21 protein-coding genes are annotated in these 22,466 nt (G+C 62.5%); 4 read left to right on the top strand and 17 right to left on the bottom strand.

Features of this window, described 5'->3' with window-relative positions; genetic code table 11:
• Positions 1 to 332: 332 nt before the first annotated feature.
• From phnN to NKI18_RS22590, 9 genes are all read right to left on the bottom strand, one after another.
• On the bottom strand, positions 333 to 962 hold the full coding sequence (gene phnN / locus NKI18_RS22630) for a phosphonate metabolism protein/1,5-bisphosphokinase (PRPP-forming) PhnN (RefSeq protein ID WP_352464731.1): 630 nt from the start codon (positions 960 to 962) through the stop codon (positions 333 to 335).
• A complete protein-coding gene (locus tag NKI18_RS22625) occupies positions 959 to 2,098 on the bottom strand; it encodes an alpha-D-ribose 1-methylphosphonate 5-triphosphate diphosphatase (RefSeq protein ID WP_352619338.1) in 1,140 nt (379 codons plus the stop codon). The genes phnN and NKI18_RS22625 overlap by 4 nt, the downstream gene beginning before the upstream one ends.
• Before the next feature lie 79 nt (positions 2,099 to 2,177).
• A complete protein-coding gene (locus NKI18_RS22620) occupies positions 2,178 to 2,885 on the bottom strand; it encodes a DUF1045 domain-containing protein (protein ID WP_352619339.1) in 708 nt (235 codons plus the stop codon).
• 148 nt (positions 2,886 to 3,033) lie between these two features.
• The gene (gene iolB, locus NKI18_RS22615) at positions 3,034 to 3,846 is read right to left on the bottom strand and encodes a 5-deoxy-glucuronate isomerase (protein WP_352619340.1); all 813 of its coding nucleotides are present in this window, start codon (positions 3,844 to 3,846) and stop codon (positions 3,034 to 3,036) included.
• A gap of 2 nt (positions 3,847 to 3,848) precedes the next feature.
• Positions 3,849 to 4,067: a DUF3329 domain-containing protein gene (locus tag NKI18_RS22610; RefSeq protein WP_352619341.1), complete on the bottom strand. Its 219-nt coding sequence runs from the start codon at positions 4,065 to 4,067 to the stop codon at positions 3,849 to 3,851.
• Between the two features lie 27 nt (positions 4,068 to 4,094).
• Positions 4,095 to 5,012 (bottom strand): myo-inosose-2 dehydratase, encoded by a 918-nt coding sequence (gene iolE, locus NKI18_RS22605; RefSeq protein ID WP_352619342.1) that lies wholly within the window; start codon positions 5,010 to 5,012, stop codon positions 4,095 to 4,097.
• Between the two features lie 46 nt (positions 5,013 to 5,058).
• Entirely contained in the window at positions 5,059 to 6,903 is a 1,845-nt protein-coding gene (iolD, locus tag NKI18_RS22600; protein ID WP_352619343.1) for a 3D-(3,5/4)-trihydroxycyclohexane-1,2-dione acylhydrolase (decyclizing), read from the bottom strand.
• 34 nt (positions 6,904 to 6,937) lie between these two features.
• Entirely contained in the window at positions 6,938 to 8,872 is a 1,935-nt protein-coding gene (locus NKI18_RS22595) for a bifunctional 5-dehydro-2-deoxygluconokinase/5-dehydro-2-deoxyphosphogluconate aldolase (RefSeq protein ID WP_352619344.1), read from the bottom strand.
• A gap of 200 nt (positions 8,873 to 9,072) precedes the next feature.
• Complete coding sequence (locus NKI18_RS22590; RefSeq protein WP_352619345.1) at positions 9,073 to 9,801, bottom strand: SDR family oxidoreductase; 729 nt, start codon at positions 9,799 to 9,801, stop codon at positions 9,073 to 9,075.
• Between the two features lie 138 nt (positions 9,802 to 9,939).
• On the opposite strand from NKI18_RS22590, the gene NKI18_RS22585 reads away from it, so the two are divergent.
• The gene (locus NKI18_RS22585; protein WP_352619346.1) at positions 9,940 to 10,830 is read left to right on the top strand and encodes an AraC family transcriptional regulator; all 891 of its coding nucleotides are present in this window, start codon (positions 9,940 to 9,942) and stop codon (positions 10,828 to 10,830) included.
• Here the strand turns inward: NKI18_RS22585 and NKI18_RS22580 are convergent.
• The gene (locus NKI18_RS22580; protein ID WP_352619401.1) at positions 10,827 to 11,672 is read right to left on the bottom strand and encodes a MurR/RpiR family transcriptional regulator; all 846 of its coding nucleotides are present in this window, start codon (positions 11,670 to 11,672) and stop codon (positions 10,827 to 10,829) included. The two genes, NKI18_RS22585 and NKI18_RS22580, sit on opposite strands and share 4 nt — an antisense overlap.
• A gap of 152 nt (positions 11,673 to 11,824) precedes the next feature.
• Between NKI18_RS22580 and NKI18_RS22575 the strand changes: the two genes are divergently transcribed.
• Complete coding sequence (locus tag NKI18_RS22575; RefSeq protein WP_352619347.1) at positions 11,825 to 12,934, top strand: Gfo/Idh/MocA family protein; 1,110 nt, start codon at positions 11,825 to 11,827, stop codon at positions 12,932 to 12,934.
• Between the two features lie 212 nt (positions 12,935 to 13,146).
• Here NKI18_RS22575 and NKI18_RS22570 read toward each other — a convergent pair whose 3' ends face one another.
• The 7 genes from NKI18_RS22570 to NKI18_RS22540 form a co-directional block, all read right to left on the bottom strand.
• Positions 13,147 to 14,238, bottom strand: a complete 1,092-nt coding sequence (locus NKI18_RS22570; protein WP_352619348.1) for a 3-deoxy-7-phosphoheptulonate synthase — start codon at positions 14,236 to 14,238, stop codon at positions 13,147 to 13,149.
• A gap of 474 nt (positions 14,239 to 14,712) precedes the next feature.
• Positions 14,713 to 15,507, bottom strand: a complete 795-nt coding sequence (locus NKI18_RS22565; protein ID WP_353020495.1) for an SDR family oxidoreductase — start codon at positions 15,505 to 15,507, stop codon at positions 14,713 to 14,715.
• A 23-nt stretch (positions 15,508 to 15,530) separates the two neighbouring features.
• On the bottom strand, positions 15,531 to 16,532 hold the full coding sequence (gene iolG / locus NKI18_RS22560; RefSeq protein ID WP_352619349.1) for an inositol 2-dehydrogenase: 1,002 nt from the start codon (positions 16,530 to 16,532) through the stop codon (positions 15,531 to 15,533).
• Positions 16,533 to 16,600: 68 nt separating this feature from the next.
• A complete protein-coding gene (locus tag NKI18_RS22555) occupies positions 16,601 to 17,368 on the bottom strand; it encodes an ATP-binding cassette domain-containing protein (RefSeq protein ID WP_254815918.1) in 768 nt (255 codons plus the stop codon).
• 2 nt (positions 17,369 to 17,370) lie between these two features.
• Positions 17,371 to 18,447, bottom strand: coding sequence for an ABC transporter permease (locus NKI18_RS22550; protein WP_292655972.1), 1,077 nt, complete (start codon positions 18,445 to 18,447; stop codon positions 17,371 to 17,373).
• Between the two features lie 114 nt (positions 18,448 to 18,561).
• A complete protein-coding gene (locus tag NKI18_RS22545) occupies positions 18,562 to 19,503 on the bottom strand; it encodes a sugar ABC transporter substrate-binding protein (protein ID WP_352451673.1) in 942 nt (313 codons plus the stop codon).
• A gap of 309 nt (positions 19,504 to 19,812) precedes the next feature.
• Complete coding sequence (locus NKI18_RS22540) at positions 19,813 to 20,844, bottom strand: LacI family DNA-binding transcriptional regulator (protein WP_023677522.1); 1,032 nt, start codon at positions 20,842 to 20,844, stop codon at positions 19,813 to 19,815.
• 137 nt (positions 20,845 to 20,981) lie between these two features.
• On the opposite strand from NKI18_RS22540, the gene NKI18_RS22535 reads away from it, so the two are divergent.
• Both NKI18_RS22535 and NKI18_RS22530 read left to right on the top strand, forming a co-directional pair.
• On the top strand, positions 20,982 to 22,109 hold the full coding sequence (locus tag NKI18_RS22535) for a fatty acid desaturase family protein (RefSeq protein WP_352619350.1): 1,128 nt from the start codon (positions 20,982 to 20,984) through the stop codon (positions 22,107 to 22,109).
• Between the two features lie 40 nt (positions 22,110 to 22,149).
• Positions 22,150 to 22,464: a MocE family 2Fe-2S type ferredoxin gene (locus tag NKI18_RS22530; protein WP_352454826.1), complete on the top strand. Its 315-nt coding sequence runs from the start codon at positions 22,150 to 22,152 to the stop codon at positions 22,462 to 22,464.
• Positions 22,465 to 22,466: the final 2 nt, after the last annotated feature.

The raw sequence follows: 22,466 nt of genomic DNA, 5'->3' as shown, positions 1-22,466 counted from the left end.
TCTGCTCAGTCTAACGTCTCGATTGGTCATGGCACTTCCCCTTCCACGGGAATCGGTGATCGCAACGTCACCACCGTGCCATGGCCGCTCGCCCCTCAGAGCAGGCGCCGTTCTCTCTCCAAAACTTTTTGCAGAACCTTCAGCACACTATCTGGACACACCAGCGGATGCGCCAGCGAAGCCTTCGACAACCACTGCCACGGATACTCGTCACGCTGGTCGGGACCGGCACGCCGCATGAGGCCATAATCCCGAAAAGTGGATACCGGTTTCCAAAAAGATATCGGTTAGACAAGTAGCGCCCATACCGAATGCATCGGATGGGCGCTACTTTAGATAAGGCCCGACATGTCGGAGAAGGCCATGGCCTTGCGCAGCACCTCGGCGAAGCGCTCGCCGGCGGCTTCACGAGGGCCGCTATTGTCGATCGAGGTGACACCCGGTCCGGACAGCGCGACATTGGCACTGCGCGCCAGCCGTGCCAGCACTTCGCCGCGCGATTCGCGACCGCGCAATGCCAGCCGCTCGGCCAGGATATCCGGTGTAGCCGTGATCTCGACGACAGCCAGATTGGCGTAGCGCTCCCGCAGCGCCGGGATGATCGCGCGCGAGACGTTGGCGATCGCGACACGGCCGTTTGAGACCGACCAATCGACTTCGGCCGGGATGCCATAGCGCAGGCCATGCGCCTCCCAGGAAATCGCGAAGGCGCCATCCGCTTCGGCCTCGACGAAGGCAACGTCGGCGAGCGTGTCGTGATCCTCGGTGGCCGCATCGCTCGGCCGGGTGATCACCCGGCGCACGAACTCCAGCCGGCTCTCGTCGGCAAACACGGCGCGCGCATAGCCGATCACCGTGTCCTTGCCGGCACCGCTCGGCCCGACGACGGCGACGAAGACACCGTCGCGGATCGGAAATCCCGTAGCGGACAATTCACGCTCGACCGATGCCGACACCATCATGCGACTCGGCGTCCCTGCCGCCAGACCGTGCGGACGACCGGGACATGGTCGTCGACGCGCACGCGAACCAGATCGGCGCGCCGGCCGGGCTCGATGACACCGCGATCGCTGAGGCCGACCGCCTCGGCCGGGTTCTTCGAGACCATCGCCACCGCCTCTGGCAAGGAAATGCCCTCGACCACGTCGCCGAGGAAGAAGGCTGACTGGATCAGACTGAAGGGAATGTAGTCCGACGACAGGATATCGAGCAGGCCATCGCCGGCCAGCGTGCGGGCCGAGACATTGCCCGAATGCGACGCGCCGCGCATGACGTTCGGCGCGCCCATCAATACGCCGAGCCCTGCCTTTTTCGAAGCCCGCGCCGCCTCCTCGGTGGTTGGGAACTCGGCGACACGGACGCCTTGCTCGATTGCTTCGTCGACATGGCCGACGGTTGCGTCGTCATGGCTGGCGAGCACGATGCCGCGCTCTTGGCAGGCAGCGGCGATGAAGCTGCGGTTCGGGCTCGAATTCCTCGCCGATTCCGCCATCCGCTTTTCGCAGAATTTCTGGAAATCGCGATCGGTCAGCTTCAGCTTGCGCTGGTAGTAATAGGCGTAGGTTTCCAAATTGACGAACTGGCGCTGTCCGGGCGCATGGTCCATCAGCGACGCCAGCCTGACCCGCTCGTCGCCGTCGAAATTGGCGAAGGCCGTGAGGCAGTCCGGCGCCGAAACCTCGCAACGCAGATGGAGGAAATGGTCGGCCCTGAGCCGGTCCTGCTGCACGCTGTCCTCGATCGCGTCGGCCAGCTTGCGTATGTCGGCGGCCGTCAGGTCGGCATCCTCGTCCATGCCGACACGCAAGGCGTCGAGCACGGTGGTGATGCCGGCGGTCGCCACCTGCGCGTCATGGGCGAGCACCGCGGCGATCGGGTTCCAGCGCACTTTCGGCCGTGGCGCGTAATGGCCTTCGAGATGATCGGTGTGGAGCTCGACCAGGCCAGGGATGATGAAGTCGCCGCCCATGTCCTCGCCGCTGCGGCCGGGTCCGGCATCGATGGCGGTGATCATGCCGTCGCGCAGCACGATCGACCCTTCGACGATCTGGTCGGCCAGCACAATACGGGCATTGTCAAGAACGGTCTCGGCAGTCATTTCAGGCAGTCCTTGCAGCATTTTGCAGCCAATTGAAAATGAATTGGCGTCGCACCATGCGGTTAAAGCAAATAGTCATTTAGGCAGTTCTTCTGGCCGGGCGGCGCCCGAGCGCGTGATGGGACAGCACCATGAACGGTGCGCCCGGTTCAGTTTCCACAAACAGCGTCAGCGCGTCCACCGCCACCGGCCGTTGCAGCACGTCCGCAAACAGGCTGTCGATTGCTAGGCGAAGACGAGGGCTTTCCTGTGACGACACCCGGCCGGACAGCGTCATATGGAAGCGAAACGTCTCGAAGACATAGGGATAGCCCCACTGGCACAGATTGCGGAACTCGTCGGGCTTCAGCGAATCGGGGCTGCGCCGTTCGATCTCGGCTTCCGTCAACGGCGCGCGAAAGCGGTCGAAGTCGCGCACCACGTCGTCGGCGAAGCGGTTGAGCGCCGGCAGCGGTGCTTCCGGCAACAGCGCGAAGAAGCCGTCGATCTGGCTGACGATGAGGCGCGGGATCGTAACCACCGGCGTCGCCTCGGCAAAATCGTCGAGTGCTGCACGAAGCGACGTTTCCGTCTCGTTGGAGGCCAGTCTGAAGGGCGCCTTCAGTGTCGCATGAAAGCCATAGCGGCGCGCCGAGGCGGTATGGAAGGCAACTTCTGCCGCCGACAACTCGCCCGCAGCCTCGACCGGCTTTGTGGCGGCACCGAATGGGTCGCGGCCGAGCCAGTTGGCGGCGATACGTGCCAGCGGTTCGTCTTGTCGGGGGGTGAAATAGATCGCGTAGCGCATCGAAAGTCCTCGTCAGCCCCGCTGCCATAGGTGATTTCCATGACGAATTGACGAAGCTTTGCGGCGTTTTCGGTAACAAAACCACACAGCCGGGTCGTTAGCCGACGATTTTTCGCTTGGACCAGCGGTTGGGGCGAAGGGGAAGTGGTTAGGCCTTCATCAGCCATTCGTGCTCGGGCGCGTTATGGAATTTCCACGTCCGCTTCGGTCCGGCCATGACGTTGAGATAATAGAGATCATAGCCGTGGCAGGCTGCGCAGGGGTGATAACCCTTGGGGACCAGCACGACGTCGCCGTCCTCGATCGCCATCGTCTCGTCGAGCGAACGAGCACCGTTCTCGTCGGCATCGGTGTAGACGCGCTGGAAAGCAAAGCCCTGTGGCGGGTTGAGACGGTGGTAATAGGTCTCCTCGAGATAGGATTCAGCCGGCAGATTGTCCTGGTCGTGCTTGTGCGGCGGATAGCTCGATGTGTGGCCGCCGGGTGTGATGACCTCAACCACCAGCAAGGAATCGGCCGGCTTGCCCTCCGGCAGGATGTTGGTGACATAGCGCGTGTTGGTGCTTTTGCCGCGAACCTCCTGGCCGAGATCGTCGGGCCCGATGACACGGACCGGCAGACCGCCGCCCAGTCCCGGCGCCGAGCAGACGGCAAGTTCGAGATCGGTATCGGCGCTCACCGACCACTCCGAGCCCTGCGGCACATAGACCGACCAAGGTTTGCCGTCGAAGGGCGACATGCGTTCGCCGAGTAAGCCGAGATCCTTGCCGCCGGCCTTGGCCTTGCCCTTGCCGGTGACGAACACCAGGCAGACCTCACGATCCGCGGTTTGCCCGGAAGCGCTCTCGCCGGGCCTGAGCCGATGCAGATCGAAGCCGACATAGGTCCAGCCGGCGCTTTGCGGCGTCACATGGGCGATGCGGCCGTGGCCCTTGTTGGCTTTGACGAGCAGTTTCGACATGGTCATTCCTTCGGTTTGGCGTCTGCCGATGGCTCGTCCTCGTCAGCCGGCTTGTAGGGGTAGAAAAACTGCCAGACGGCATAGCCGGCGAAGCCGAGCGCGATCACGCCCCAGAACGGCGTGCCGGTGGCGAATTCGATCACCGACCAGACCAGGCAGACCGCGACAACGGCGACGCGCCGCCACAGCGGCCGGAAAAACGGGTGCTCGGAGTCTTTCATCGGATCAACACCTTTCCTTGCGAACTCTCAAGCATTGGGAAAGCCCTGTGTCTCCACCGTATAGCCGGCCGCCGTCATAGCCCGCATCAATTCCTTGTAGCCGACCTGCGCCATCTTGAGCGGCGGGTTCTTCTTCGGATCCTGCTCGGCCTCGACCACGAACCAGCCTTCATAGCCATGGTCGGCGAGCCTCTGGACGATGGCGCCAAAATCCAGCGAGCCATCTCCCGGCACGGTGAAGGCGCCAAGTGCCACCGCGTCGAGGAACGATTGCTTCTCGCGATCCAGTCCCGCGATCACCTCCATGCGCACATCTTTCACATGCACATGGTTGATGCGCGGGTGGTGGTTATCAATAGCGCGCAGCACATCGCCGCCGGCAAAGGCCAGGTGACCCGCGTCGAGCAGCAATGGAATGCCTTCTCCCGAATAGCGTATGAAGGCATCTAGCTCTGGCTCGGTCTCAACTACTGCCGCCATATGATGATGGTAGGAGAGCGGCATGCCTTGCTCTGCACACCATTCGCCGAACTGGGTGAGCCGCCGCGCGTAGGCTTTCATTTCCTCGTCCGAAAGCCTGGGCTTGCCGGCGAGCGGCTTCGAGCGGTCGCCCTGGATGGAGCGGCCGACTTCACCATAGACGATGCATGGCGCGTTCACCGCCTTGAACAGGTCGATCATCGGCTGGATACGATCCTTGTTCTTTGCCATGTCTTCGTCGACCAGCGTCCCCGAGAACCAGCCGCCGCAAAGCGTCACGTCGGCCTCTTTCAGGATCGGCAGCATGATTTGCGGATCGTTGGGAAAGCGGCGGCCCATTTCCATTCCGGTAAAGCCAGCCGAACGCGACTGGCGCAGGCACTCCTCCAGCGACACATCATCGCTGAGTTCCGCAAGATCGTCGTTCCACCATGCAATGGGGGACATGCCCAGTTTGGCTTTCAAGTCGTCACTCCAGTTTCTGACATTCGAGGCGGCGTTGGCGGGCGCGTTAAAACCGCCGCCCGCTCAGCGCTTCCTCATATTTCTTGCGCGCCGCGTTCACTTGCGGCCGCACTGAGACTTCCGGCACGGCGACATCCCACCAGCTTCCACCGGCTTCGGTCGAAACCAGCGGATCGGTATCGATGACCAGTACCGTCGTTCGTGGGTTCTTCTTCGCTTGCGCCAGCGCCGTTTCCAACCCGGCGATCGACGGCACTTTTTCGGCAATCGCACCCATGCTCGCAGCATGCGCGGCGAAGTCGATCTCGGGCAAGGTTTCGTGACGGGCGTCCTTCAGCAGATTGTTGAAGTTGGCGCCGCCGGTCGCCATCTGCAACCGGTTGATGCAGCCATAGCCGCGGTTGTCGAGCAGCACGATGGTCAGCTTGAGGCCGAGCATCACCGAGGTCGCGATCTCGGAATTGAGCATCAGGTAAGAGCCGTCGCCGATCATCACCACGACCTCTTCGTCCGGCTTGGCCATCTTGACGCCAAGCCCGCCGGCGATTTCATAGCCCATTGTCGAGAAGCCGTATTCTGCGTGATAGGAGCCGGGCGCGCCCGCCTGCCATAGCTTGTGCAATTCGCCGGGCAAGCCGCCGGCGGCATGAAGCAGTACCACGCCGGAGCCCACGGCGCGCTGTACTGCGCCGATCACTTGCGCGTCGGACGGATAGGCGGCATTGGTCGACGCCGTCACCCTGTCGGCATCCGCTTGCCAGTTCTTCTTGCCCGTGATCGCATTGTCGGTCCAGCCTGAAGGGGCTTTCCAGCCTTTCAGCGCCGCAGCGAGTTCGGCGAGCCCTTCCGCCGCATCGGCGACCAGCGGCAGCGCCTGGTGCTTTCCGGCGTCAAAAGGCTGCACGTTGAGCCCGATGATGGTCCTGCCGGTATGCTTGAACAATGCCCAGGAGCCGGTGGTGAAATCCTGCAGTCTGGTGCCGACGGCAAGCACGACGTCGGCCTCTTCGGCCAGCCTGTTGGCCGCCGAAGTGCCGGTAACGCCGACCGCGCCCATGTTCAACGGATGATCGTCCGGGAGCGAGGATTTGCCGCCTTGCGTCTCACAAACTGGAATGCCGGCGCCTTGGACCAGTTTTGCCAACTCCTCGGACGCCTGCGAATAGAGTACGCCGCCGCCCGCGATCACCAGCGGCTTTTTCGCCGCTTTGAGTACCGCGACTGCGGCCGCCAGTTCGTTGCGGTCCGGGCGCTGCCGTCGCGGCGTCCAGAGTCGCTCGGCAAAGAAACTCTCGGGGTAGTCATAGGCCTCGGCCTGCACGTCCTGGCACAGCGCCAGCGTCACCGGGCCGCATTCGGCGGGATCGGTCAGCACCTGCATGGCGCGGTTGAGCGCCGGCATGATCTGCTCCGGCCGCGTGATGCGGTCGAAATAGCGCGACACCGGGCGGAGGCAGTCATTGACCGTCGCCGTGCCGTCGGAAAAATCCTCGGCCTGCTGCAGGACGGGATCGGGAATGCGATTGGCGAAGACGTCGCCTGGCAGAAACAGGACAGGCAACCTGTTTACATGCGCAAGTGCCGCAGCGGTCACCATGTTGAGCGCGCCGGGGCCGATCGAACTGGTCGCGGCCATGAAGCGACGGCGGAAATTGGCCTTGGCGTAGGCGATCGCCGCATGCGCCATTGCCTGCTCGTTATGGGCACGGAAGGTCGGCAGTTCGTCGCGAACCTGGTAGAGCGCCTCGCCGACGCCGGCGACATTGCCGTGGCCGAAGATCGCCCAGACGCCGCCGAAGATCGGCACTTTCTTCCCGTCCATCTCGGTCATCTGTCGAGCAAGAAAGCGGGTCAGCGCCTGCGCCATCGTCAGGCGGATTGTCTTGGTCATGTCGGTTCCTCCGCAGTCCTTATGCCGCGCCTTCTTATGCTGCTTTGCGGCCGCGCGCCGCAAGCCATGCCTCGGTCAGTCTCTCGAAGCGAGATGCCATGTCGGCAACCGCTTCATCGTCTGACATCTTGCCGGCAAGCCATTGTTCGGCCGCGTTGATGAAGATGGTGCGGCCGACGGCAAAGCCCTTGACGATAGACGCCTTGGCGGTGGCAGCAAAGGCCGCTTCCAATTCGTCCTGCGGCGCTTCGAGGCCAAGCAGCACAATCCCGCGGCACCACGGATCGTTCTTCAGGATCACCGCCTCGATCTTTGCCCATGCGCCGGCCGATGCCTGCGGTTCGAGCTTCCACCAATCGGGCTTGATGCCGAGTGCGTAGAGTTCCTCGAGCGCGCGCGGGATGGTCATGTCGTCGAGCCTGCCGTGCTTGCCGGCGATGATCTCCACCAGAAGTTCTCTGCCCACTTTCCGCGCGGCCTCGAACAAAGCGCGCAGTTTCTGCTGCTGTTCGCTCTTCAGCGCCGCGGGATCGTCGGGATGATAGAAGCACAGGCACTTGATGCAGTGGTCGACCGGCCATTCGGTCAGTTGCGAACCTATGTCTTGCGAGAACTCGAAGCGAAGCGGCCGCGAACCCGGCAACTCGACCGGCCGGCCGAGCCAGGCGAAGGAATGGTGGGCGAATTCGAACATCGCCTCGCGTCCGTATTTTTCGTCGAGCAGCATGCCGTAGCCGGCGCGGCCAGCCGCAACCTTGGCCGCAGCCTTGACCGTCAGCACCTTGAAAGCTGGGATTCGCGACGGATCGGCGCCGGCTTTTGCCGCGACATCCTCCAGCTGGACGCGGTGGTCGCAGGCGAACGCCATCAGCGAGGGGATGTCGCGCCGGCGCGTGGTCGCCCAATGGATGTGATTGATCGCCTCGTCCTTGCGCAGCGCTAGATGCTTGCTGCCGTTTTTCAGGAAGAACTGCAATTCCTCGAAAGTCGGGTATTCCGGTGCGCAGAGCAGCCGCGACACGGCAAAGGCGCCGCAGGCATTGGCCCAGGTCGCCGCCGTCGCCAGGCCTTCCTCGCCGAGCCAGCCGCGCAGGAAGCCCGACATGAAGGCGTCGCCGGCGCCGAGCACATTGTAGACCTCGATTGGAAATCCCTTGCCGACGATACCGTCCTCGAGGTCGTCGCTGATCGGCCCGTCATAGACGATGCAGCCCATGGCGCCGCGTTTCAGCACGATGGTTGCCGCCGACAGCGAGCGGATGGTTTTCAGCGCGCTCAGGCAATCGTCTGCACCCGAGGCGATCATGATTTCCTCTTCGGTGCCGACGATGAGATCGCAATCGGGCAGCACCGTCTTCAACTGCGCCGAGACGCGGTCGGATTTCACATAGCGCTCGAAGCCTTCGGCGTGGCCGGCGAGACCCCAGAGATTGGGGCGGTAGTCGATGTCGAACACCACCTTGCCGCCCTTGGCTTTCATGACACGGATCGCCTTGCGCTGGGCGGCGTCGCTGTTGGGCCGTGAAAAATGCGTGCCGGTGACGACGACCGCGCGTGCCGAAGCGATAAACGCCTCATCGATATCGTCTTTCGAAAGCGCCATGTCGGCGCAATCGCTGCGATAGAAGATCATCGGCGAGACGCCTTCATCCTCGACCGACAGCAGCACCAGGGCGGTCAGCCGCTCCGGATCGGTCTTGAGGCCTTGGACCGAAACGCCCTCGCGGGTCAGCTGCTCGCGGATGAAGCGGCCCATCTGCTCATTGCCGACGCGGGTGAGCAGCGCCGAGCGCAGGCCGAGCCTGGCAGTACCGACCGCGATATTGGCCGGACAGCCGCCGACCGACTTGGCAAAGGAAGTAATGTCCTCGAGGCGCGAGCCGATCTGCTGACCATAGAGATCGACGGAAGCGCGGCCGATGGTGATGATGTCGAGCGGCGAATATTTCGCTTCCACGGCTTCGCCCATTCGAACCTCCCATCGGCTTTGTTGTCTTGAGTAACACGCGCGAGCGGCAGCGTGGCGCCGGCAATATGAAATAATAATTCCAATCCATAGTCAATATGGAACGAGCATTCCCAAGGCTGAAAAGTGCTGTGCAAGGCTCGCGCGTTCAGAAACTTTGAAGTCAGACGAACGTCAAGTGTCTACCACTGAAACCAGCTGATTTACCAAGGAAGCGGGCCATCATCGTTGAAGTACCCGGCGGTCGGGCCATCGGCGTCCAAGGTCGCCAGGTGAATGACGATCTCGGCCGCCTGCTGCACCGTGCGGTGACCTTTATACCCGTTGAGATCGGTGGCAGTGTAGCCGGGCGCCGCGGCGTTGACCTTGATGCCTTGGGGCGCGAGCTCCCTGGCGAAGGCCACCGTGATGGCATTCAAGGCTGTCTTGGAGCTGCCGTAGCCCATCATGTTAACGGCGTGGTTCGCAGTGGCGGGATCGAGCGCCCGGCCGATGGACCCGGTGGAGCTGCTCACCATCACGATCCGGGCAGCAGGTGCTGCTAGCAGCAGCGGCAGGAATGCCTGGGTCACGCGGATCGGGCCGAAGACATTGACGTCGTAGGTGGCCTGGATGTCGGCGATCCGCTGCTGGCTCGGCGGCAGGTCGTAATTGATGGCGACGCCGGCGTTGTTCACCAGCACGTCGAGGCAGGGGCTGGCCTGCCTGAATGCCTCGGCTGCCGCCTTCACACTGTCATCCCGCGTGACGTCCAGCTCAAGCCACTCCACGTCGAGGCCTTCGGCGCGCAATGCCTGCGCCGCCGCCATGCCGCGTTCGGCGCTCCTGGCGCCGAGCCAGACCTTGAAGCCCATGGTCGCCAGTCGCCGGGCGATTTCACGGCCTATACCCTTGTTGGCGCCGGTCACCAGCGCGCTTTTCGATGTTCTCATAATCGGTGTCTCCATTTTTCTTGTGGAAGACCCACAAATGGTGCGAGGCAGCGGGCGTTGCGCGCCGGAAATTCTCCGGCTCTTGCCTAATCCTCTCACGCTGTTGCGCCGCCGGTGCGAATGCGCGATGCTGGCGCAATGAGCGAGGCGCTGCAGGAGTTGATCGAGATCGCCGGCCGCCATGCGCGCGGGCGACGAACAAGAACGGCGGTTCCCCGCGTTTCGATCGGCCGCAGCGAAGTCGCCACGGCGCCAATGCCAGGGGTGTGGGGGTCGGGGATCTTATTCGTACTGCAGGGCGCGAAGACGGTTCTGATCGGCGACCGGGCTCTTCGTTACAATCCGGCCAGCTATTTCATCTATACTGTCGAGACGCCCACCATCAGCCAGATAATCGAAGCGAGCGCGGCGCGTCCTTACCTAGCCATTGGCTTGACCCTTGACCTGCAGGCCGTCGCCGCGCTCCTCGTCGAGCACGCGCCGGCCCTCAGTGGCGACAGTTTCTCCACCTCTCCCGCTGATGACGATCTGCTCGACGCGTTGCGTCGAATGATGCGGCTGCTTGACCGGCCAGCGGAGATTCCCGTGCTCGCGACCATGATCGAGCGAGAGATGCTGTTTCGGCTCCTGCAAGGCCCCCAAGGCGGAAAGCTTCGTGAACTTGCGCGCGCCGATGGCTATCTGTCCCGGATTGGCCGGGCGATCGCCTGGATCCGTTCGCATCCCCATCAGCCGGTCCGGGTCGGCGATCTGGCCGAGATTGCCCGTATGAGCAGTGCTGCGTTTTATCGTCATTTCAAGGCGGCGACGGCCATGAGCCCAATCCAGTATCAAAAGCAAATCCGCTTGCTGGAAGCCCGCCATCTGCTGATTACCCAGCCGGGCAACGTCGCACGTGTCGCCTTCGCCGTCGGCTATGAGAGTGCTTCCCAGTTCAGCCGGGAGTATGCCCGCCAGTTCGGGTCGCCGCCTGCCCGCGACGCAGCGCGGCTTTCGGCAGAAGGCGAAACGGCAATAGAGGTGATCTAAGGCTTGCGCTTCTTGCCAGTATCGCGCCGCTTCTCGCCGACCGCGACGGTCAGCGCCATAGCCAAAGCCATCGTCGCCGACAGCGAGCGGAAGCCGGCGAAATCGGCCTCGGCGACCTCGAACCAGACCCTGGCGAATTGGGCGAGTGGCGAAAAGGAGCTGTCGGTAATCGCCACGATCGGCACGCCTTGCTCCGAAATGACGCGCGCCTCCTCGATGGTGGCCGGGGCATAGGGCGAAAAGCTGATGGCGATCACGGCGTCCCTTAGAGAGGCAAAGCCGATCATCTCTGCATTGAGGCCGGCGGCCGATTCGATCAGCTGGTTGCGGATCTTGAGCTTGCCCAATGCATAGGCGATATAGGAGGCGACCGGGTAGGAGCGCCGCTTGGCCAGCACGTAAATGGTTTCGGCCTTGGCCAACACGGTGATCGCATCTTCGAAATGGTCTTCATTCAGCGTGCGCGAAATGTCGTTGAGCGAGGTACTGGCTGCGGCAACAAAACCGTCGAAAATCGCGCGGTGGCCGGCGCCTTCCTCGGCCTTGGCGCGCAATGCCGCCAGCCTCTCATCATAGGATGAGTTGCGCTCGCGCAGGCGCTCGCGAAACACCAACTGCAGGCTGGTGAAACCATCAAAACCAAGCTGCTGGGCAAAGCGGATCAGGGTCGAAGGCTGGACACCGGCGGAAGCGGCGATGCTGGCAGCGGTGCCGAAGGCGATATCGTCTGGGTTGTCGAGCGCATAGGCGGCAATCTGGGCGATACGTTTCGGCAGGCTGTGGCGCCGCTCCAGGATCGTCGCCCGCAGCGTCTCGAAATCGCGCGGCACCCGTTCGTCCATCGTCGCTCCGCCCAGGCTCATCGTCTGGTTCCCTCTGTGCCCCATCATAGCGGGCCTGTGCAAGAACACCATAAAAAATGAGACAAGCGTTCCATCTGCAGACAAAATGGACTAATTCATCCACACAATTTTGCACACAGGGAGGCAAGCGGATGGTCGGGGTAGGTCTTATCGGCACGGGTTTCATGGGCAAGTGCCACGCCATTGCCTGGAACGCGGTCGGCACCGTCTTTCCCGATGTGGCCAAGCCAAGGCTGGTCCATCTGGGCGAGGTCAACGAGGATCTTGCCAAACGCCGTGCCAGCGAATTCGGCTTCGCCAAGGCGTCCGGTGACTGGCGCGCCGTCGTCGACGACCCGGATGTCGATGTCATCTCGCTGACCACGCCGAACCAGTTCCACCCGGAAATGGCCATCGCCATCCTCGAAGCCGGCAAGCATCTGTGGTGTGAAAAACCGATGGCGCCAAGTTTTGCGGAGGCGCAAGCCATGGCTGCGGCGGCCCAAAAGTCCGGCAAGATGGCCGCGCTTGGCTATAACTATATTCAGAACCCAGCGATCCGCCATATCGGCGCGCTGCTCGACGAGAAGATCATCGGCGAGGTCAACCATCTGCGTATCGAGATGGACGAGGACTTCATGGCCGATCCGGAGGCGCTGTTCTTCTGGAAGCACGAGGCGGCGTCCGGCTACGGCGCGCTCGACGATTTCGCCGTGCATCCGTTGTCGCTCATCGCCGTGCTGTTCGGCCGCGTCGCCCGCGTCATGTGCGACATGGCCAGACCCTATGCCGACCGCCGTGTCGCCTCGGGCGGGCGCCGCGCGGTGGAAACCTACGACATCGCCAGCATCCTGATGCATCTCGAAAACGGCATCGCCGGCACCTTGCTGGTCAACCGTTCGGCCTGGGGCCGCAAAGGACGGATCGCCATCCAGATTTTTGGCTCGAAGGGCTCGATCCTGTACGACCAGGAGCGGATGAATGAGTTCCAACTCTATCTGACGGCCGACCGGCCGACCGAGCAAGGCTATCGCACCATCCTGGTGGCGCCGCATCATAAGCCTTATGACGCCTTCCTGCCGGCGCCCGGCCACGGCCTTGGCTTTAATGACCTCAAGATTATCGAATGCCGGGAACTGTTGACGCGACTTGCCGGCAAGCCGGCGCGGATCATCGATTTCGACGAAGGCCTGGAGATCGAGCGCACGGTGCACGCGATGGCGCGCTCGTTCGCGGAACAGCGCTGGATGGAGGTGCGGTAGTAAGCCCGCGCTGGTTTCCCTTCTCCTCCTGTGGCAGAAGGTGGCCGAGCGAAGCTCGGTCGGATGAGGGGTGTTGGACGGATCGCTACAGCAAAGAAATAAGCGCTTCAAATCCCTCAATATTTTTGCGCCGAGTTTCTTCCAGCACCCCTCATCCGGCTCGGCGCTGCGCGCCGATCCACCTTCTCCCACAAGGGGAGAAGGAGAAGTGCTCAGGCGGCTCCTGGCCGGCCGGCGATCATGGCGCGGCGCGCCGACCGGCGCTGCTCGACGGCGTCGGCAAGGCCGTGCAGCACCGTTTCGGTAGTTTCCCAGTCGATACAGCCGTCGGTGATGCTCTGGCCATAGACGAGCGGCTTGCCGGGCACGACGTCCTGCCGGCCGGCGACGAGGTTGCTCTCGATCATGATGCCGATGATGCGCTCGTCGCCTGCCGCTACCTGGCCCGCCACGTCAGCCGCCACCAGCGGCTGGTTTTCCGGCTTCTTGTTGCTGTTGGCATGACTGACATCGATCATCAGCCGAGGTGCCACGCCGATCCGGCCGAGCTCAGCGGAGGCAGCAGCTATGCTTGCCGCGTCGTAGTTGGGCACAATGCCGCCGCGCAGGATGACGTGGCAGTCCTCGTTGCCGGTGGTCGTCGCGATGGCGCTGCGCCCGCCCTTCGTCACCGCCATGAAATGATGCGGCTGGGCGGCGGACTTCACCGCCTCGGCGGCAATCCGCAGATTGCCGTCAGTGCCGTTCTTGAAGCCGACCGGGCAGGAGAGGCCCGATGCGAGCTCGCGGTGGATCTGGCTCTCTGTTGTGCGCGCGCCGATCGCGCCCCAGGCGACGAGGTCGGCGATGTATTGCGGAGTTGTCATGTCGAGGAATTCCGTCGCCGCCGGCAGGCCGAGATTGTTGACGGCGGAGAGCACGTTGCGTGCCATCCTCAGGCCCCTGTCAATGTTGAAGCTGCCGTCCAGGTCGGGATCGTTGATCAGGCCCTTCCAGCCGACCGTCGTGCGCGGCTTCTCGAAATAAACCCGCATCACGATCTCCAGCCGGTCCGACAGGTTTTCACGCAGCGATGCCAAACGGCTGGCATAGTCTACGGCGACGGCCGGGTCGTGGATCGAACAGGGGCCGACGACGACCACCAGCCGATCGTCGGTGCCGGTCAGCACGGCGTGGATCGCATTGCGTGACGCGGCAACGGTGCGCGTCGCCGTCAGCGTGCGCGGTATCTCCCGCATCACCTCGTCCGGCGTGCTCAATTCCCTTATTTCTTTGACCCGAAGATCGTCTGTGGTCGTCAACACGGCTTATGCTCCTGATTGGGAGACCTGCCGGCTGAAACAAAAAAGCCGCCAGGTCTGGCGGCTGTTCGGATATTGTTGCTGCAATCTTCAGATCGAGCGCAATCCTCCCGCCGCCAGCGAGCTCATAAAGTACCAATAGGTGGCGGTCAGGTTGATCATGAGGGCTGATATAGTCGATGCGGAGGCGCTTGTCACGTGCCTGGTGAGGAGGAGGTCTACTCCAGCCCATTCGCGATTGGCTGAAGCCCCCCGAACTTCGTCATCCCAGGGCGAAGCAGGAGCGGAGCTCCGTCGCGGAGACCCTGGGATCCATGCCGTTGCCTTGGCCAAGGAGTGCTGCGGAACTAAATTCTGCATTGTAGCGACGCCTAGATGTCACGGCATGGATCCTCGGGTCTGCGCCGCGTCGCTGCGCTCCTTGCTCCGCCCGTGGATGACGAAGTGATGGGCGGCGTTCCGCTAGACTTGCCGGCGTTATTCCGGTGACGCCCCGGCGATGCTCTGATCGTAGTCGACCAGCGACCCGGTCATGACGCCGGACTGCGGGCTGATCATATAGCTGATCAACCGGGCAAGCTGCGCCGGTTTCACCAATTGGCCCGTCGGCTGCGCGGCTTCGGCCTTCTCCAACCAGTCCTCCGGCGCGTCGTGCCATTTCTTCTGCACGATCGCCTCGCCCTCGGTGTCCATCCAGCCGGGCAGCACCGCATTGCAGCGGATGCGATTGCCGCGATAGGCATTGGCGACATTCTTGGTGAGTGTCGCCAGCGCTCCCTTGCTCGACGAATAGGGCGCCAGGAACGACTGGCCGCAATGCGCCGACATCGACAGCACGTTGACGATCGAGCCCGGTGCCTGGCGCGCCAGCAAATGCGCCACCACGCCCTGCATCAGGAAAAACGGGCCGCGCACATTGGTCTGGAATATCTGGTCGAACAGATCCTCGGAGGTCTCGACCAGCGAGCCGCGAGCCGAGGTGGCAGCGGCGTTGACCAGCGCGTTGACGGTACCAAAATGGCCAATCGCCGTTTCGACCGCACGCTTGCAGTCGGCCACTTTTGAGACGTCGGCGCTGATGAAGATGGCATCGACGCCTGCCCCCTTGAGGATGGCGACAGCCTTGTCGCCCTTCTCCTGCGAGCGGCCGATCAGCGCCAGCGCCCGGCAGCCCTCATCCGCCAGCGCTTCGGCGACGGCAAAGCCGATGCCTTGTGCGCCGCCGGTGACGATGGCGCGTGTTTCGGAATTGCGACCGGCTGAACCGTTCATCGCCTTGCTCCTGTGCTTGATAGTCAGATTGTTTTGTCGAGGCGGACGGTCTTGCCTTCCTTGGCCGATTTCAGCGCCGCATCCGCCAGCCTGAGCGCCACCAGCCCGTCCTTGCCGCTCGGCGCCGCCTTCTTGCCTGACGTCGCTGCCGCGATGAAGGCAGCGATCTCGTTGGCATAAGCGTCGAGATAACGGGTCATGAAGAAATCGTGCAGCGGCGGCCGCGTATAGCCTTTCTCATTGGCCAGTTCGATCGACACCGGCCGCTGGTTCTCGGCCGCAATCATGCCTTTCGAGCCATGCACCTCGATGCGCTGGTCGTAGCCGTAGGTGGCGCGGCGTGAGTTGGAGATAACGCATTGCTTGCCGGAGGCAGTTTCGAGGATGACGCTGACGCTGTCGAAGTCGCCGGCCTCGCCGATCTTCTTGTCGACCAGCACCGAAGCATGCGCGCTGACCGCCACCGGCTCCTCGCCGAGCAGGAAGCGCGCCATGTCGAAATCATGAATGGTCATGTCGCGGAAGATGCCGCCCGAGCGGCCGATATAGTCGAGCGGCGGCGGGCCGGGATCGCGCGAGGTGATTGTCACCATTTCGACAGTGCCGATGGCGCCGTCGTCGATCGCCTTGCGCACGGCGGCAAAATGCGGATCGAAGCGGCGGTTGAAGCCGACCATCAGGGTGGCGCCGGCCTTGTCGACGACGGCCAGGCAACGTTCCACCCGGGCGGCGTCGAGGTCGATCGGCTTTTCGCAGAAAATCGCTTTACCCGCTTTGGCGAAGCGTTCGATCAGATCGGCATGGGTATCGGTCGGCGTGCAGATGACGACCGCATCGATATCGCCGGCCTTCTCGATGGCATCGATGCTGCGCACTTCGGCGCCATAGGCAGAGGCCAGATCGGTCGCCGCCTTCTCGAAGGCGTCGGCAACTGCGACCAGCCTGGCCTCAGGATTGGAACCGACGGCGCGAGCATGGACCTTGCCGATACGGCCGGCACCGAGAAGAGCAAAGCGAAGAGGCATGGAGAGTTTTCCTTTGAGAATGGTTCGGAAGGGAGGGCGTGTCAGCGCCTGTGGCTCGGCGTTGGCCGTTACGCCGCAAGTTCCGCCTGCCCGGTCTTGGCGCCGGTGATGTAGGAGACGATATCGTTGCCGTCGGTGTCCTGCTTGCGCAAATTGGCGACGATGCGGCCGCGCCGGAAAACGACGATGCGGTCGACCAGATCGAACACCTGGCGCATGTTGTGAGAGATCAGGATCAGCGGTTCGCCATTCTCCTTCAGCGTGCGGATGATGTTTTCGACCTGCATCGTCTCCTGCACGCCGAGTGCCGCCGTCGGCTCATCCATGATGATGAGCTTGGAAGCAAAGGTCGCGGTTCTGGCAATTGCTACGCACTGGCGCTGGCCGCCCGACATATGACGGATGGTGTTGGAAAGATTGGGGATCTTGACCGCTGTCCGGACCAAGGCTGCCTCGGTCGCCTTGCGCATGAACTTGCGATCGAGGATCGAGAAGGGCCCGAGATTGAAAAGCACCCGCTCGCGGCCGAGGAACAGGTTCGACGGCACGTCGAGGTCGTCGGCGAGCGCCAGGTTCTGGAACACCGTCTCGATGCCCGCCTCGCGGGCTTCGATGGGGCCGGCAAAATTCACTTCCTTGCCGTCGAACCACATCCTGCCGCTGGTGCGCTGCTCGACGCCGGTGATCTGGCGTACGAAGGTCGATTTGCCAGCGCCGTTGTCGCCCATGATGGCGACATGCTCGCCCTTGCGCAGCTCGAAGTTGGCACCCTCCAGCGCATGGACGCCGCCATAATACTTGGTCAGGTTTTCGGTCTTCAGGACGATGTCCGACATGATCAAGCCCTCATCGCCCGCAGGCGTTGGCGCCACTGGTCGAGTACGACTGCGCCGACGATGATCACGCCTTTGACCATCTCCTGATAATAGGCGTCGAGGCGCAGAAAGGTGAAGCCGGAGATGATGACGCCGAAGATCAGCGAGCCGATCACTGTCCCGATAATCGAACCGCGGCCGCCCGACAGCGAGACGCCGCCGATAACCGCCATGGCGATCGCGTCGAGCTCGTACATTACACCCATGCCGGCCTGGGCCGTGAGATTCTTGGAGCTCAGCACCACGGCGGCGAGCGCGGCGAGGACGCCGGCAATGACGTAGACGAGGATCTTGTGGTTGGCGATGTTGATGCCGGACATGCGCGCGGCGTCCTCATTGGAGCCGATTGCATAGCAGTGCTTGCCATATTTGGTGTAACTCAGGATCAGCTGGAACAGCACTGCGAGCGATATGAAAATGATGACCGGCATCAGCCCCTTGCCGATGGCGGCGAAACTCTCGGTCGGAAACGAGATCGGCTGCCCCTTTGACCACCATTTGGCGATGCCGCGTGCGGTGACCATCATGCCGAGCGTGGCGATGAACGGCGGGATGCGCGTGTAGGCGATCAAAGCGCCGTTGACCAGGCCGGCCAGCAGGCCGCAGCCGATCGCGACCAGCACGGGCACGATCACCGGCAGGTCGGTCCAGCCCTGGGCGATGAACATCGCCTTCGGGTTCGGGTTGCCATTGACGGTCGCCACCTGGGCGAAGCTCATGGCTATCATCGCCGTGGCGCCGACGATCGAACCTGAGGACAGGTCGATGCCGCCGGTAATGATCACCTGCGTCACGCCGATGGCAATGATGCCGACTATCGACACCTGCAGGATGATGATCTGCAGGCGCGCTTCGTTGAAGATCGCATCGATATTGTCGCGGGTGTTGAACAGGAAGCTGTCGCCCAGGAAAACCCGGCCGATCAGCTCGAAAGCGCCGACCAGGATGACGAGCGCCAGGAAGACGTTGAATTCGGCCGGCCATGCGCGCCGCTTCGCATCATAGCTGAGCCCGCCGACGCCGTGAGATGTCTGTGCCAATCGTGCTTCCTCCGTCAGCCACGGTCTCCACTCGGCGCTGTTCAGGCCGAGAGGGAAAAAGCGGAGCGGCGCTGTCTTACCTTGGCGCGCCGCTCCGTATCGGACAGGTCCGCCTCAGTTCTTCTTCAGGAACTTGTCGATATTTGCCGGCGTGACCAGCTGGAACGGGATGTAGACCTTGTGCTCGACCTTCTCGCCCTTCGCCAGCTTGAGCGCTGCGTCAAGCGCGCCGGCACCCTGGCCGGCCGCGTCCTGGAACACCGTCGCATCGAGGTCGCCCGCCTGCATCGCGGCAAGCGCATCCTGGGTAGCGTCGACCCCGCCGACGACAACCGACTTCATGTCGATGTTGGCGGCCTTCATCGCCTGGATGGCGCCGATGGCGCTTTCGTCATTATTGGCGATGACGCCGTCGAACGGCTTGCCGGTCGACAGCCAGTTGGTCATCAGGTTCTGCGCTTCTTCGCGCTTCCAGTTCGACGTCTGCTTGTCGATGATCTTGATGAAGCTGCACTCCGGCGTGGCGATCACGTCGTCAATGTCCTTGGTGCGCTGCACCGCTGCCTGGTTCGACAGCTCGCCCATGATCACATAGACGTTGGCTTCAGTCTTGCCGGCCTCCTTGAACAGGCGGCAGACCTCCTTGGTCTCGAGCGTGCCGGAATCGGCTTCGTTCGAGGCGACGAAGGCCTGGTTTTCGGGCAGCGTGTCGACGTTGACCGGCTCGCGATTGACATAGACCAGTGGAATCTTGGCAGCGGCGGCTGCGTCCGACATCGCCTGAGTCGCCGAGGTGTCGACCGGGTTGACGATGATAGCGTCGACGCCTGAGGCGGCGAAGTTCTTGATCTGGTCGAGTTGCTTGGCGACGTCGTTCTGCGCATCCTCCACCTGCAGCTCGACGCCGTCCATGCCCTTGGCCTGTTCAATCATGCCGTTGCGCAGCACTGTGAGAAAATTGTCGTCGAACAACGCCATCGACACGCCGATCTTGGCAGCAAAGGCGGACGAACTCATCAGCGCCGCGAACGCGACGCCCAAAAGCAGTTTTTTCATTTTATTTCTCCTCCACATTGGTGTCCGGCTGCACCGATCTACCCGGAATCCCCGATCTCGCAGGGAATTCTCTCCCGATTGCCATTTTTAGTTCCGGAGGCATTTGCCTGAAACAGATCTTCCGGAACGAAAGAACCAAAATTCTCAGTTGGTGAAATATTTATTCCATTTCGCTTGGGCGTCAAGCGAGATTTCGCCATGACGAATGGATTTTCGGCATTTCGAGCGCTTTTAGACGGACGCTAACGCAAGCCAGGCCTGAAAGCGTTCTGATAGATTACATCATGTCTGCCGCCGATGACCGCGACGTCAGATGTTTTCCGGCAGATAAATGTCGAAGGGCAGAAAGGTCTGGCCCGGCGCATTCGCAGCGCCGGTCTCGATGGCATGCGCCATCAGCCCGACAAGCTCGCGGCAAAGCGCCGCCAGTGGCGTCGAGATCACCATGGTCAGGAAATTATCTGCCAGCGCCGCGCGGGAGTCGGGCGTGATCTCGTTGCAGACGACCGCCGGCATCTCAGCCGGCTTTGCCTCCCTCAGCGCCGAGATCGCGCCTTCCATGCCGCCACCGGCGACATAGCAACCGGCGAGATCAGGGTGGCGGGCCAGAAGCTCGATCATTGCATCATGCGTGATCTGGTTCGCTTCCAGATTGACCAACGTCTCGAGGAGAGTGAATTCCGGCGCCTGCTCGCGAAAGAAGGAGCGAAAACCGATCTCGCGAAGCTCATGGCCATGGAAGCGATGGCTGCCGACGAAGAGGGCAACCTTGCCAGGTCTCTTCGCGGCCTTCGAGATCATCCAGGCAGCGGTGCGGCCGACCTTGCGATTGTCCAGGCCAACATAGCCCTCGCGAATACCGGACGCAAAGTCGGAAAGCAGGGAGAACACCGGTACGCCATTGGCTTTGAGAGCTTCGACGGCGACCGTCAGCGTCGGGTGATCAGGCCCGACCAGGGCGACGGCCCTGGATTTGGCGGCCAGCTTGCGCATCCGCTCGACGATCTCGTCCGGCGCCAGCGAAGCGGCGAAGTCGATGGTGGCCACGCCGCGAAAGCGCGGCGACTGCGATACCGCCAGTTCAAGCTCGCGGGCAAATTCACTGTAGAAGACGTCCTCCCGTCTCAACAGCAGGAACCCGAGCCGGTATTCGGGCAATTCATGGCGCATCCGCTGCTTGATCAATCCGGCTGCGTGATAGCCGATGCTGGTCGCGGCCTCATAGACGCGGCGCGCGGTTTCCTCGCGCACCGGCAAGCGGTTGTTCAGCACCCGGTCGACGGTGGCAACGCTGACCCCCGAAATGCGCGCCAGGTCGGTGATCGTCGGCCGTTTCGCCATCGCTGCCTCATTCCACTGTTTGGCCCTTTTACACCATTATGATGGAAAATGATAGAAACTATCTTTGTGATATTGAGCCTATCAGGGCTCGGCGTTATTTTGAACGCTGACCGAATATGATCGAGGCCTCCGCTATGGTGGATATTGGACTCCGAACCGGGAATACGAGCTCCGCAGCGGCGTCCCGACGCGACTATAGCCTGATCGGCCGCGACGCGAAGCTTGCCGTCGAGAGCGGGCTGGCGGCGGCCGAGTGGTATCACACCGACGTGCCGCGCAAGCAGATGAAGGAGCTGATGCAGCGCTCCGACGGCCCGGCGATCCGCGATACCATCGTCTGGCTCGGCGCCATGATCCTCAGCGGCGCCGGCGCCGCCTGGTTCTGGGGCAGCTGGTGGTGCGTGCCGTTCTTCTTCGTCTACGGCGTCCTCTACGGTTCCTCCACCGATTCACGCTGGCACGAATGCGGCCACGGCACCGCTTTCAGGACGCAGTGGATGAACGACGTGGTCTATCAGGTCGCCTGCTTCATGATCATGCGCAACCCGGTGACCTGGCGCTGGAGCCACACGCGCCATCATACCGATACCATCATCGTCGGCCGCGATCCGGAGATCTCGGTGATGCGTCCGCCCGATCTGCTGCGCGTGGTGCTCAACTTCGTCGGCATTCTCGACGCCTGGCATGCGATGAGCGACATGCTGCGCAATGCAGCCGGTATCGTCAGTCCGGCCGAAAGAACCTTCATTCCCGACCAGGAGCAGCCGAAGGCAATTCGCATTGCCCGCATCTGGACGGCGATCTATGCCGCGACCGTTGCGCTGGCGCTCTACACGGGCTCGCTCCTGCCGCTGATGCTTGTCGGGCTGCCCAGGCTTTACGGCGCGTGGCACCATGTCATGGTCGGCCTGCTGCAGCATGGCGGCCTGGCTGAAAACGTCACCGATCACCGGCTCAACAGCCGCACCGTCTACATGAACCCGATAAGCCGCTTCATCTACTGGAACATGAACTACCATGTCGAGCATCACATGTTTCCCATGGTGCCCTATCACGCGCTGCCCAGGCTGCACGAACTGATCAAGCACGATCTGCCGGCGCCGACACCGTCCATCCTGGCCGGCTACCGCGAGATGATACCGGCTTTCCTGCGCCAGCTGCGCAATGAGGATTATTTCATCAAGCGCGAACTGCCGCCGACGGCGAGGCCCTATCGCGAGGATTTCCACAGCGATAACGCTGCTGTTGCGGTGGCTGCTGAATGACAAGCCCATGCCAAGGCACCAAACATCGAGGGACCCGTAAATGAGCGACTGGGTCGAGGCCTGTGACGCCGAGGACATCGACGAAGAGGACGTGATGCGCTTCGACCATGGCGGCCGCACCTTTGCCATCTATCGCAGCCCCGACGACGGGTATTTCGCCACCGACGGGCTTTGCACGCATGAGAAGGTGCATCTGGCCGACGGGCTGGTGATGGACGATATCATCGAATGCCCGAAGCATAATGGCCGCTTCAACTACAAGACAGGGGCTGCCAGGGGCGCGCCGGTCTGCGTCGATCTCAGGACCTATCCGGTCAAGGTCGACGCCGGCAAAGTCCTTGTCCGGATTGGTTGATG

Source organism: Mesorhizobium sp. M0800, from assembly GCF_040320095.1.
Taxonomy (GTDB): Bacteria; Pseudomonadota; Alphaproteobacteria; order Rhizobiales; family Rhizobiaceae; genus Mesorhizobium.
Note: the sequence above shows the minus strand (reverse complement) of the source record. Positions and strands in the feature narration are given on the sequence as shown.

Bases quoted from the DNA above. Each gene is read 5' to 3' on its own strand.
- phnN (WP_352464731.1), bottom strand. From the start codon at position 962: ATGATGGTGTCGGCATCGGTCGAGCGTGAATTGTCCGCTACGGGATTT.
- NKI18_RS22625 (WP_352619338.1), bottom strand. From the start codon at position 2,098: ATGACTGCCGAGACCGTTCTTGACAATGCCCGTATTGTGCTGGCCGAC.
- NKI18_RS22620 (WP_352619339.1), bottom strand. From the start codon at position 2,885: ATGCGCTACGCGATCTATTTCACCCCCCGACAAGACGAACCGCTGGCA.
- iolB (WP_352619340.1), bottom strand. From the start codon at position 3,846: ATGTCGAAACTGCTCGTCAAAGCCAACAAGGGCCACGGCCGCATCGCC.
- NKI18_RS22610 (WP_352619341.1), bottom strand. From the start codon at position 4,067: ATGAAAGACTCCGAGCACCCGTTTTTCCGGCCGCTGTGGCGGCGCGTC.
- iolD (WP_352619343.1), bottom strand. From the start codon at position 6,903: ATGACCAAGACAATCCGCCTGACGATGGCGCAGGCGCTGACCCGCTTT.
- NKI18_RS22595 (WP_352619344.1), bottom strand. From the start codon at position 8,872: ATGGGCGAAGCCGTGGAAGCGAAATATTCGCCGCTCGACATCATCACC.
- NKI18_RS22590 (WP_352619345.1), bottom strand. From the start codon at position 9,801: ATGAGAACATCGAAAAGCGCGCTGGTGACCGGCGCCAACAAGGGTATA.
- NKI18_RS22585 (WP_352619346.1), top strand. From the start codon at position 9,940: ATGAGCGAGGCGCTGCAGGAGTTGATCGAGATCGCCGGCCGCCATGCG.
- NKI18_RS22580 (WP_352619401.1), bottom strand. From the start codon at position 11,672: ATGGACGAACGGGTGCCGCGCGATTTCGAGACGCTGCGGGCGACGATC.
- NKI18_RS22575 (WP_352619347.1), top strand. From the start codon at position 11,825: ATGGTCGGGGTAGGTCTTATCGGCACGGGTTTCATGGGCAAGTGCCAC.
- NKI18_RS22565 (WP_353020495.1), bottom strand. From the start codon at position 15,507: ATGAACGGTTCAGCCGGTCGCAATTCCGAAACACGCGCCATCGTCACC.
- iolG (WP_352619349.1), bottom strand. From the start codon at position 16,532: ATGCCTCTTCGCTTTGCTCTTCTCGGTGCCGGCCGTATCGGCAAGGTC.
- NKI18_RS22555 (WP_254815918.1), bottom strand. From the start codon at position 17,368: ATGTCGGACATCGTCCTGAAGACCGAAAACCTGACCAAGTATTATGGC.
- NKI18_RS22545 (WP_352451673.1), bottom strand. From the start codon at position 19,503: ATGAAAAAACTGCTTTTGGGCGTCGCGTTCGCGGCGCTGATGAGTTCG.
- NKI18_RS22540 (WP_023677522.1), bottom strand. From the start codon at position 20,844: ATGGCGAAACGGCCGACGATCACCGACCTGGCGCGCATTTCGGGGGTC.
- NKI18_RS22530 (WP_352454826.1), top strand. From the start codon at position 22,150: ATGAGCGACTGGGTCGAGGCCTGTGACGCCGAGGACATCGACGAAGAG.